Origin of the sequence: uncultured Campylobacter sp. (genome assembly GCF_938017615.1) — a bacterium.
Taxonomy (GTDB): Bacteria; Campylobacterota; Campylobacteria; order Campylobacterales; family Campylobacteraceae; genus Campylobacter_B.
Genome location: NZ_CALIJA010000112.1, coordinates 1 through 11,093 on the forward strand (window position 1 = coordinate 1; position 11,093 = coordinate 11,093).

General features: G+C 50.9%; 8 protein-coding genes and 1 pseudogene. 6 read left to right on the plus strand and 3 right to left on the minus strand.

All coding sequences use genetic code 11. The features are described 5' to 3' along the window. The coding region (locus Q0620_RS05840) for an ATP-grasp domain-containing protein (RefSeq protein ID WP_298783714.1) at nucleotides 1-897 on the plus strand (897 nt) is incomplete at its 5' end. Between the two features lie 562 nt (nucleotides 898-1,459). On the opposite strand, the gene Q0620_RS05845 is transcribed toward Q0620_RS05840, so the two are convergent. Beyond that, nucleotides 1,460-2,470, minus strand: a complete 1,011-nt coding sequence (locus Q0620_RS05845; protein WP_298783716.1) for a hypothetical protein — start codon at nucleotides 2,468-2,470, stop codon at nucleotides 1,460-1,462. Between the two features lie 237 nt (nucleotides 2,471-2,707). On the opposite strand from Q0620_RS05845, the gene Q0620_RS05850 reads away from it, so the two are divergent. The 5 genes and pseudogenes from Q0620_RS05850 to pepT all read left to right on the plus strand — a co-directional run bounded on the left by Q0620_RS05850 (nucleotide 2,708) and on the right by pepT (nucleotide 8,587). Further along, nucleotides 2,708-3,946: a M20 family metallo-hydrolase gene (locus Q0620_RS05850; protein WP_298783718.1), complete on the plus strand. Its 1,239-nt coding sequence runs from the start codon at nucleotides 2,708-2,710 to the stop codon at nucleotides 3,944-3,946. Between the two features lie 10 nt (nucleotides 3,947-3,956). Beyond that, nucleotides 3,957-5,273 carry an amidohydrolase gene (locus Q0620_RS05855; RefSeq protein WP_298783720.1) on the plus strand — a complete coding sequence of 439 codons (1,317 nt, stop codon included), beginning with the start codon at nucleotides 3,957-3,959 and terminating at the stop codon, nucleotides 5,271-5,273. Between the two features lie 10 nt (nucleotides 5,274-5,283). After that, on the plus strand, nucleotides 5,284-5,982 hold the full coding sequence (pepE, locus tag Q0620_RS05860; RefSeq protein WP_298783722.1) for a dipeptidase PepE: 699 nt from the start codon (nucleotides 5,284-5,286) through the stop codon (nucleotides 5,980-5,982). Nucleotides 5,983-5,993: 11 nt separating this feature from the next. Continuing rightward, a complete protein-coding gene (gene dcuC, locus Q0620_RS05865; RefSeq protein WP_298783724.1) occupies nucleotides 5,994-7,337 on the plus strand; it encodes a C4-dicarboxylate transporter DcuC in 1,344 nt (447 codons plus the stop codon). Nucleotides 7,338-7,349: 12 nt separating this feature from the next. Next, nucleotides 7,350-8,587, plus strand: a pseudogene (gene pepT / locus Q0620_RS05870) (peptidase T). A 658-nt stretch (nucleotides 8,588-9,245) separates the two neighbouring features. On the opposite strand, the gene Q0620_RS05875 reads toward pepT, so the two are convergent. Continuing rightward, entirely contained in the window at nucleotides 9,246-9,767 is a 522-nt protein-coding gene (locus tag Q0620_RS05875) for an NAD(P)H-dependent oxidoreductase (RefSeq protein WP_366125029.1), read from the minus strand. 304 nt (nucleotides 9,768-10,071) lie between these two features. After that, nucleotides 10,072-10,599 (minus strand): thioredoxin-dependent thiol peroxidase, encoded by a 528-nt coding sequence (gene bcp, locus Q0620_RS05880; RefSeq protein WP_298783731.1) that lies wholly within the window; start codon nucleotides 10,597-10,599, stop codon nucleotides 10,072-10,074. Nucleotides 10,600-11,093 lie beyond the last annotated feature (494 nt).

Sequence of the window (11,093 nt, forward strand, 5' to 3'; positions counted from 1 at the left end):
AAACTAGCCGCTGAAATCGGCTATCCCGTCATCATCAAAGCCGCAGCCGGCGGCGGCGGACGCGGAATGCGCGTGGTCGAGCGCGAAGAGGATATCGAAAAGCTCTTTTGGTCGGCAGAGAGCGAAGCGATGAGCGCGTTCGGCGACGGCACGATGTATATGGAAAAATATATCACAAACCCCCGCCACATCGAGGTTCAGGTCTTGGGCGACGAGCATGGACACGTCGTGCATATCGGCGAGCGCGACTGCTCGATGCAGCGCCGCCATCAAAAGCTAATCGAAGAGAGCCCGGCCGTGATCTTGGACGAGCCGACACGAAAGAGCCTGCACGAAACGGCGGTTCGCGCCGCTAAGGCGATCGGATACGCAAGCGCGGGAACGTTTGAGTTTTTATACGACGGTAAGGATAAGAAATTCTATTTCATCGAGATGAATACCCGCTTGCAGGTCGAACACACCGTAAGCGAGATGCGAAGCGGGCTCGATCTGATCGAGTGGATGATCCGTATCGCGCAGGGCGAGAAGCTGCTACCTCAAAGCGAGATAAAATTTAGCGGGCATGCGCTTGAGTGCCGCATCACCGCCGAGGACTCCAAAAGCTTTATGCCAAACCCGGGCAAAATCACAAAATACGTCGCTCCGGGCGGCAGAAACGTGCGTATGGACAGCCACGTCTATGAGGGCTATTCGGTGCCGCCTTACTACGACAGCATGATCGGCAAGCTCATTGTCTACGACAAGGACCGCGCGCGTGCGATCGCAAAAATGAAGGTCGCGCTAGACGAGCTCATCATCGGCGGCATAAAATCGACGCGCGATTTTCATCTTAGGATGATGAACAACCCCGATTTCGTGGATAATAACTACGACACAAATTACCTAGCCAAGCATTAAATTTAAAACTCCAAGGGATGATACTCTTGGAATTTTAAAATTTATTTGAAATTCTACATTTAAAATTCCGCTTTAAATTTTTCATTTAAAAAGCTACTTGAAATTTTGTTTTAAAATCCCGTCGCTCCATGCTTTAAATTTTGCTATTAAATTTACCGCTAAATCTTGGTGACGATGCGCGAGATACGCCATTGTTGCCGCTTATATGTTTTACAGCGAGATTGACGGCAGGGTTGGTTTAAATTTTACGTTCTGCGGCGATTGAAATTTAGAATACGAGTCTTGGCTACTGCAAATATTTGTTTTCGTCTGACCGATCTAGTTAAAATTTAATGCCATGCATGCGCTCTATCATCTATTTCGGCGACCGGCTGCCGACGTGCGCGAGTAAGCGGTATAAAATTTACCGCACGAGCCGCTGCACCCGTTCGGCGTAAACTTGACCACGCCCGCCGTTGCGAGCGTGAAGTAATATCGAGCCGCAGATTTTAGACTATCTGGTCGCACGCGCTTGAGAATGACGTTCTGCTTTATGGACAAAGTGTGCTAGGTCTTTAAACCGTCAAATTTCAAGCCCTGAAAATTCCTCGTAAAATTTATTTAGATAATCAGCGTAATAGAAGTTTTGATTTCTAGCGTCAAATTTACCCGCCAGTTCCAAAGCCGTTTTGTAGTCGCTCTCATCGCCGAACGCGCTAACAGCGATGAAAAATCGCAGGTCGTTTAGATCGTCGTTGCCGTCAAGGATCGCCGCGGAGTGCTTGCGAGCTAAGCTTAGCGCCGTCTCGCGCTCATCTAGCCTAACGGCGATCTCGATTAGCGGGGCGATCTCGTTTATGACGCGAGGATTTGACTCGATCGTCGCCGCGGCCTTTGGTAAAAGAGTTTTTGCCTCTTCGATCTTGCCTGTTTTAATCATACTAAAAAGTATCGGCGCGTAGGTCGTGTGAGGCACTTCGCCGCAGGTTAGTTCGCCCGAGAGCAACGATTCGGCTAGCTTTAGCGCCGCTGCGTGCTCGCCGATAAAGCACAGATACGCGATCTCATCGCTTGCTTCGCACGCCTCGCAGTCACCCATATCGTCTTTGGCGAGCTTTTTCCACAGCTCGTAGTTTGCCTTTGCTTCTCTAGTATCGCCCATGTCGATGTTTTGATTCATCAAGGCCTTGTAGTAGGCTGCCAACGAGAGCTCCAAACGCTCGTAGTAAAACAGCATCGCCTCGTTTGCCTCGTCTATGAGTTCCTTTTCGATCACGGAGCTTTTGGCGATGCCCGAGACTATCCATTTAAATTTCCACAGGCAGCTCTCGAAGTCGCCGAAATTCGGGTATTCGCTTTCTTTTAAATTTTGCGCGATGTAGCCCGTGAGCCACATTAGCGCCCTCGTTCTTAAAACCGCGCCGAATTTTTCAAATTCCTCGTTTAGCACAAAGTCGCAAATTTGCGTGGCAAATTCGAAATTTTCCACTTCTATGGCGCCCTTTATCGCGTCAAACAGATACTCCTCTTTATTCGCCAGCCTATCAAATTGCCTTAGCTTTTCATAAAGTCCCTCTAGCGAGCCCTGCTTCATCTGCACTCCTCGTTGAATTTTGCGATAATTATATCCGTTTAGTCTGAAGCTAAGCAGCTTATCGCGATTTTAAAGCCCAAAAGGCAAAATTTAAAATTTATAGCGTTATCTTAAAGCGACTCTGCTCGCGCCGTTTTAGCGCCCTATTTGCCGCCGCGATAGGCAAATTTCAGCTTTGTTATATAAATTTAATATTAAAATGCCGTATTCATAAATTTTTTTAAGAAAAGGGGATTTATGGAGATAAACATGCAGCGCTTTAAAAGCGAGTTCGAACAGATAAGCCGCTTCGGGGCTTTGGCGGGCGGCGGGCTTACGCGGCTTGCATTTTCGCGCGAGGATAAAGAGGCGCGCGATTTCCTCATATCGCTACTTCAAAAAGAAAATTTCAAGATCAAAATCGACGATACGGGCAATATTTTCGCTAAATTTATTGACGTTAAAAATCCCGATCTGCCGCCTGTCAGTGCTGGCTCGCATATCGATAGCGTGCCGCAGGGCGGCTTTTACGACGGCACGTTAGGCGTCATGGCGGCTTTAGAGGCGATCCGCGCGGTGCGAGATAGCGGCGAAAAGCTTGCGCGACCGCTAGAGCTCATCGTCTTTGTTTGCGAGGAATCGAGCCGCTTTAAAATGGCGACCGTAGGCAGCAAGATAATCAGCGGCAAGCTCTCGCAAAAGCGGCTAGGCGAGCTAAAGGATCGGGACGGAATTTCGCTGTTTGATGCGATGCAGGATTTCGGGCTAAATCCCGCAAATTTAAAAAGCTGCATCTTGCCCAAATCCAGCTTTCATAGCTATATCGAGCTTCATATCGAGCAGGGGCCAGTATTGCAGAGGCGGGGTATCCCCGTGGGCATCGTCACGGGTATCGCCGCGCCCGTGCGATACGAGCTGCGGATCGAGGGCAGAGCCGATCACAGCGGTGCTACGCCGATGGATATGCGCTGCGACGCCCTAGCTTGCGCGAGCGAGATCGTTTTAAGTGCGGAGAGGATCGCAAAGGCGGGCAAAACCACGGTTGCGACGACGGGCTATGCAAACGCACTTCCCGGCGTGCTAAACGTGATCCCGGGCACCTGCACACTAGGTCTTGATATACGCGATATAGACGAGGAGGCGCTTAGGGCGGCGGACGATCAAATTTGCGCCGCGATAGATGAAATTTGCGCTCGCAGAGGGTGTAGATTTGAACTAAAAAATCTCATCAAAGATCGCCCCGTAAAGCTAAGCGAGGAGATGATAGATCTGCTTGAGAGCTGTGCCGGCGAGCTTAAAATTCCAAGCCTGAGGCTTCCTAGCGGCGCGGGACACGACGCGATGAATATGACGGGGCTTGCGGATCGCGTGGGGATGCTTTTCGTGCCGTGCAAGGACGGCATCAGCCACAACGTAAACGAAAGCATAAACTGGAACGACGCCTTCGCCGCTACGAAGGTTTTAGCTGCGGCGATGTTAAATTTAGCCAAAGAATAAAGGAGAGAAGATGGATGCTATCGCACAAAAAGTAGAGGCGCTCAAAGGCGAGATGATCGAGGATCGCAGATTTTTTCACTCGCATCCCGAGACGGGCTGGTTTACCTTTTTTACGACCGCGGTTATCGCAGATCGAATGCAGCGTCTGGGCTATGAGATAAAGCTCGGTCGCGAGGTGGTAAAGGCCGAAGCCAGACAGGGCGTAGGCAGCAAGGATGCCTGCGAGAGGGCGAAGCAGCGCGCCAAAGAGCTGCTAAACGCGGATCAGATGAAATTTCTTGATGCGATGGAGGACGGGCTGACGGGCCTAGTGGCGCAGATCGACACGGGGCGCGCGGGCAAGACGGTCGCTTTTAGATTTGACATAGACGGCGTGGACGTGACCGAGAGCACGGACGCGGATCACCGCCCTTTTAAGGAGGGCTTTCGCTCCGACATTAGCGGCATTACGCACGCGTGCGGGCACGACGGGCATATCACGATGGGACTTGCTCTGGCAAAGCTCATCGCGCAGAGCCTAGACGATTTTAGCGGTAAATTTAGATTTATCTTCCAAACCGCCGAGGAGGGCACCAGAGGCGCCGTGGGTATGGAAGCTGCGGGCGTCACCAAGGGCGTGGATTATCTGCTGGGCGGTCATATCGGCTTTCAGGCGAGCACTATGAGAGGCATCATCTGCGGTACCAAAAAGCTGCTTGCGACTACTAAATTTGACGTAAATTTACAAGGTAAGTCCGCTCATGCCGCGGGCGCACCGCAAAACGGAGCCAATGCCCTGCTCGCCGCAGCCGAGATGGCGCTTGATATGCACGGCATCACTAGACACGCAGACGGCGTCACGCGTATCAACGTCGGAGTGCTGCGCGCGGGCGAAGGGCGCAACGTCATCGCGCCCAACGGCTATCTCGCGTGCGAGACGCGCGGCGAGAGTACCGAGCTGAATGAGTTTATGAAGGCCAAATGCATGGACATAGTGGAGGGCGTTTCTAAAATTTATGGCGTCAGCTACGACGTGCAGGTCACGGGCGGTACTGCAGGCGGCGATAGCGACGAGGCCACCACACAGCTTTACGAGGATGCAGCAAAGGCGTCGCCGTTTATAGATAACGACAAGATTGTAAGGGAGCTAAATTTCGGTGCATGCGAGGACTTCGCGCATTTTATGCGCTCGGTGCAGGACGCGGGCGGTAAGAGCGGATATCTGATGATCGGCACGACGCTTGCGGCGGGACATCACAACGCCAAATTTGACTTCGAGGAGGACTCGCTGCTTGCGGGAGTGGATGTGTATCTGCGCTGCGCGTATAAGCTAAACGGCAAAATTTAAGGAAAGCGGCATGAAAAGAGCACTACTTCTAAGCGCTTCTAGTTACAAAGACAGCGGCTATCTGAACCACTGCAAGGGGTGGATCAGGGAATTTTTAGGCAGGTTATGGGAGGATGAAATTTTATTCATTCCGTTTGCGGGCGTTAGGCGCACGAACGAGCAATACGAGCAGAAGGTTTCGGACTGCTTGGAGAGTAACAATATCAGATCGATTCACCGCTTTTCCGATATGAAAGCCGCCGTTAAAAATGCCAAATCGATCTGCATCGGCGGCGGTAATACCTTCGTGCTGCTAAATGAGCTTTATAAATTTGATCTCTTAGGTGCGATCAAAGATGCCGTGGATAGTGGTACGCCGTATTTTGGCTGGTCTGCGGGCGCAAACGTCGCGGGCAAGACGATGATGACTACCAACGACATGCCGATCGTCTTCCCGCCCTCGCCGGTAGCTCTGGGGATCTTTCCGTATCAGATCAATCCTCACTTTATAAGCGGTAAAATTTCAAACCACAACGGCGAGAGCAGGGAGGAGCGGTTGGAGGAGTTTTTGATTGTCAATCAAAACGACAGCGTCTATGCTATGCCCGAGGGCAGCGCGTTTTTGATAAACGGAAACGAGTGTGAGGTGATGGGGTATGCGGACGTGCTAAAATTCGAGTATAAAAAAGAGATCTCGCGCATCGCCGTGGGAAGTAAATTTAAAATTTAAAAGGAGTTATCGTGCAGACGTTTAGGTTACTTTTGGCGCTTGCAGGTATCGTCGCGGTCGTCGCTTTACTGATCATGAAGAAGGATACCAAAACCGTGCTTATCGGCGTGGGTTTGGTGCTGTGCGTGCTTTGTCTAAAGCCGCTGGACGGGCTGGGCGCCTTTACCTCGTATATGACTAAAGCAGGTCTTATTAAGGCGATCTGCGCCAGTATGGGTTTTGCCTTCGTGATGAAATTTACCGGCTGCGACCGCGCGCTCGTAAATTTACTAACCAGGCCTCTTGGCAATATCGGATTTTTATTGATCCCTATCGTCGTGGCGCTTACATATTTTATCAATATCGCTATCCCCTCCGCTGCGGGCTGCTCGGCTGCGGTCGGCGCTACGCTGATCCCCGTGATGATGGCTGCGGGCGTTAAACCGGAGATGGCGGGAGCTGCGGTATTTGCGGGAACTTTCGGTAGCGTTTTAAGCCCGGGCTCGGCGCACAACGTATTTGTCGCCGATATGGTAAAGGCGCACAACCCATCCTATACGGTTCAAGACGTCATCGCCGTGCAGTTTTCCAGCGCGATTACCGCTTTGATCGTAGTTTTGATCGTAATGAGTATAACGGCGATAGTTTGCAAAGACTACACCAAGGGGGTGAATTATCTAGCGCAAAGAGAGGGCGGCGCAAATTCCGCCGCGTCAAATTCAGCCGAGGGTTCAAATTTAGACGCGCAGCCTCAAAAGATAAACGTCTTGTATGCGCTTATGCCGCTAGTACCGCTAGTGATCTTAGTAATCGGCGGCACGAGCCTAAATCAGGTCTCTTTCCTAAAATGGACGAAGATGGGCGTCGCCGAAGCGATGCTACTGGGCGCTATCCTCACCATCGCCGTTACTCTAACCGATCCTCAAAAAATTACGAAGGAATTTTTCAAAGGAATGGGTAGCGCGTATGCCGAGATCATAGGTATCATCATCGCAGCGGGCGTCTTCGTCGCGGGTCTTAGCGCGTGCGGAGCGATCGATTTCGTAATCGAGTGGCTTAAAAACGAGCAGGGCTACGTAAAATTCGGCGGAACCTTTGTGCCGTTTTTTATGGGCGTCGTAACGGGCTCTGGAGATGCGGCGTCGATGGCGTTTAATACCGCCGTGACCGTGCACGCCGATGCGTTAGGCTTTGAACAAGATAAGCTCGGTATGGCGGTTGCGATAAGCGGCGCGTTAGGCAGGAGCGCATCGCCGATTGCGGGCGCTTGTATCGTTTGTGCGGGACTTGCGATGGTAAGCCCTATTCAGATCGCTAAAAGAACGGCTCTAGGGATGTTTCTATCCGTCTGCGTCATCGCATTTTTCATTTTGTAAAAAGGCTTATTTGTGGATATCGTGCAGAGGTTTTTAAACTACACCAAGATCAACACCACCACGAATAGAGTCGCGGGTGCAGCGGGCATAATGCCCTCAAACCCCAAGGAACTCGAGCTTGTGGGTCTCATAAAAAGCGAGCTCGAAGCTCTGGGCATAAAAAATATCAACCCCAGCGAGAAGTCGATTTTAATCGCTAAAATTCCCTCAAATTTAGACGCACCCGCTGCGAGCATAGCGTTTTTTGCCCACCTCGATACCAGCGCCGAGCAGAGCGGCGACACCAAGGCGCAGATCGTAAGATACGAAGGCGGCGATATCTGCCTGAATAAAGAGCTAGAGATCTATCTTAAAGAGAGCGAAAATGAGGAGCTGCAAGATTATAAAGGAGATGAGATCATCGTAACGGACGGCACCAGCTTGCTAGGCGCCGACGATAAGGCGGCGATCGCAGCGATCGTGAATGCACTGGAATTTTTCGTCCAAAATCCGCATATCAAACACGGCGAGATAATCGCTTGCTTCGTGCCGGACGAGGAGCAGGGCTTGCGGGGCGCAAAGGCGCTGGATGTAAGCGAGATAGGCGCGGATTTTGGCTACTGCCTTGATTGCTGCGGCATAGGCGAGTTTATCTACGAGAATTGGAACGCGGGCGATTGCGTCGTTACCTTCAAAGGCCAGTCCGCTCATCCGATGAACGCCAAGGGCAAACTCGTAAATTCCTTGCTTTTGGCGCATAAGTTTATCTCGCTGCTGCCTGCGGGCGAGGCGCCCGAATACACAGAGGGCAAGGAGGGCTATTTTTGGGTCAAGGAGCTTAGCGGCAACAGCGCAAAGACCGTCCTAAAGATCGACGTGAGGGAATTTGACGAGAAAAGATACGAGCAGCGTATGGAATTTTTGCAAAAAACTGCGGACGGGCTTCGCGCGATCTGGGGCGATCGGATCGAAATTTCGCTAAACGACCGCTACAAAAACGTCTATAACTTTTTGAAAAACGACGAGGCGCCCGCGATACGCTTTGCGAAGCAGGCTTTTAAAAGCTTAAATATCGAGCCCAAGATCAAGCCTATGCGAGGCGGCTACGACGGCGCCGTTATCTCGGCAAGGGGCTGCCGTGCCCGAACCTCTTCACCGGCGGGCATAATTTCCACTCGATCTACGAGTATCTGCCCGTAGGCTCTTTAAAAGCGGCGAGCGAAGTGGTTAAGCGGATCATAACGCTAGCGGCAGAGGGGGCGCGAGCTTAGCTCGGCCGCTTTCTGCTCCGCGCGCAGATTTGATTTTAAATTTGGCTTATTCATTCCGCCGCGAAATTTTATTTGTTCGGCGGAATTTTATCTAGCGGACGGAATTCTGTTTAGTAAGGCGGAATTTTGTTTTACTAAGTAGAATCCCACGCGGCTATGAAATTTTGCTTTGCTCTGCTGAGCGCGCGGTTTAGCGAGCTCAAAAAGGCGCGTTATAAAATTTTGCCGCGCCTCTGTTTCACGACTCATCCATTATTGCGCCTTTAATGCTCTTTGCATACGGTGCGACCGCGAATTTTTGCAGCCTGCACGACAAGCTGCGGCAAATTTTATATTTCGACGATTTAGATGGCTAGCAGACACGCCGTATCGACCGGTAGAATTTTATTCTCGCGGCAGGCAGAGCGGACGTTTTTAGCGCAAGTGAGATCTATTTTTCGGGGCGACACAGCGTCGTAAACGGGCCTTAAAAATGGTACGGAATTTCTTTAAATTAAAATGCCGTAATGCGCGGCTTGCGCTGAATTATCTATAAACCGCGCGGGCTAAATTTAAGCACTCCGTTTAAAATTTCATCGCAGCGCTTTTTATTTTAAAATCTAAGTCAAAAAAAGATTTAAATTTTAAAATTTAGCCCAAAACCTAGCTTGGTTTTAACTTAAAATTTTTTACCTGCGCCCTTTGCGCCTAAATTCCTTAAAAATTCCGCGTACTCCGCCGCGCCTTTTTCTATCTGCGTGACGCTACTTTCGTAATCCACGCCGGGCGTCTCCTCGGCGCCGTAAAACGCGAAAAATCCGCGCCAGTCCGCATGAAAATAGTAGCGGAATGCCGGCTCAAACGGCGCTAAAATCTGCTCCATCGTGAAATGGTACCGCCCGCTAGGCGCGTAGTCGGCGCGCTTGATGCCCGCGCTCACCGCCAGCGCCACGGCGCGCCCGCGCATGCCCTCGCTTGTGCGCCCATAAGCAAATCCATACGTCATCGTCGCATCGATCCAGCTTTTTAAAATCGCGGGCGAGGAGAAATTATGCAGCGGAAATTGCAGCACCAGCGCGTCGTGAGATTTGATTATCGCGCGCTCGCGCTCGCCGTCTATCTCGCCGCTAGGATACTCACGCGCTAGGTCGCGCACGGCGAAGCTTTGCACGGCGGCCTCTTTCAAAAACCGTTTGTTTATGAGCTAATTTTCGATGTCGGGATGAGCTAGGATGATTAAATTTTTCCTATTTTTCCTTTAAAATTTTGGTTTGGGGCGATAAAATTTGCCGCCAAAATCGCAGATAGAACTCCGTTTTGAAATTTTATTTTCAAATTAGCGGCGGAATTCTGAGGCAAAATTTTAAGGTGAAATTTTAATGCCGAAGCTTCGGCGCTTAAATTTGACGCCGAAATTCCATAGCAAATTTCAGTGCATAAATTTTATATTAAAATTTAGCGCCCAAATACGCCGGAGCTCTATTTCAAAACGCTGGCTTAGCGCTTTATTTACTCGCAGCTAGCAGATCTGCGAGCACCTTTGCGGCGTGATCTTTTGCCTTGACGCTTTTATAGACCTTTAAAATTTTGCCGTCCGCACCGATCAGAAAGGTCGAGCGCACGATACCCAGATACTCGCGCCCGTAGTTTTTGCGTACTTGCCACGCTCCGTATAGCTTGGCTACCTCGTGCTGCGGATCGCTCAGCAGGATGTGCTTTAGGCTCTGCTTGGCGATGAAGCCCGCGTGGGATTTGGCGCTGTCGGGGCTGATGCCGACGATCACGCAGTCTGCGGCGATGAAATCATCGTACGCGGCGCTAAATTCGCACGCTTCGGTCGTGCAGCCGGGGGTGTTGTCCTTGGGGTAAAAATACAGCGCGACCCTCTTGCCTGCGAAGTCCTTTAGCGCGACGCTCGCGCCGTCGGCGTTTTGCAAGCTAAACTCGGGCGCCGCGTCTCCCGCTTGCAGCGTGATTTTGCGCTCGCGATCCTCTGTGCTAAACTCGTCTTCGATCTGTGTTTTTCTCTGCATATCGTTTCCTTTTTTGAAATTTTCGGGCTCGTAGCCCAAATCGCGGCTAAATTTTAATCTTTTTTCATAAATTTATCCTTGCTTGGATGAAATTTTGCTCCGTCCGTAGCTGCGCGCGATCGGGTGGATCGCAAGTGAGATCGTTCCAGACAACAAGAGCGGGTCAGGGGCTTGCTTTGCGGCACGCATAAAAACATTTTGTTGCACATGCCTTGAGGCAGTATGGTACGAGAGCGCTTCGTATCTATCGCGCCTCACAAATCCCATTCCTCACAAGCAAAATAACGCCTCGCTTTCGCAAGTCCTCTTAATCTACTTTTAGCTTTTTAACGATATGATTCTGCAAATTTTAACAAAGGAAATAACATGAAAACGCTCGTGATCTTATCGCATCCCAATTTCGCCGCCTCGCGCGTGAACAAAGCTCTATCGCAGGTCGCAAAGGGCGCTGCCGGCATGGAGGTACACCATTTGGAGGGGCTTTACGGCACCGA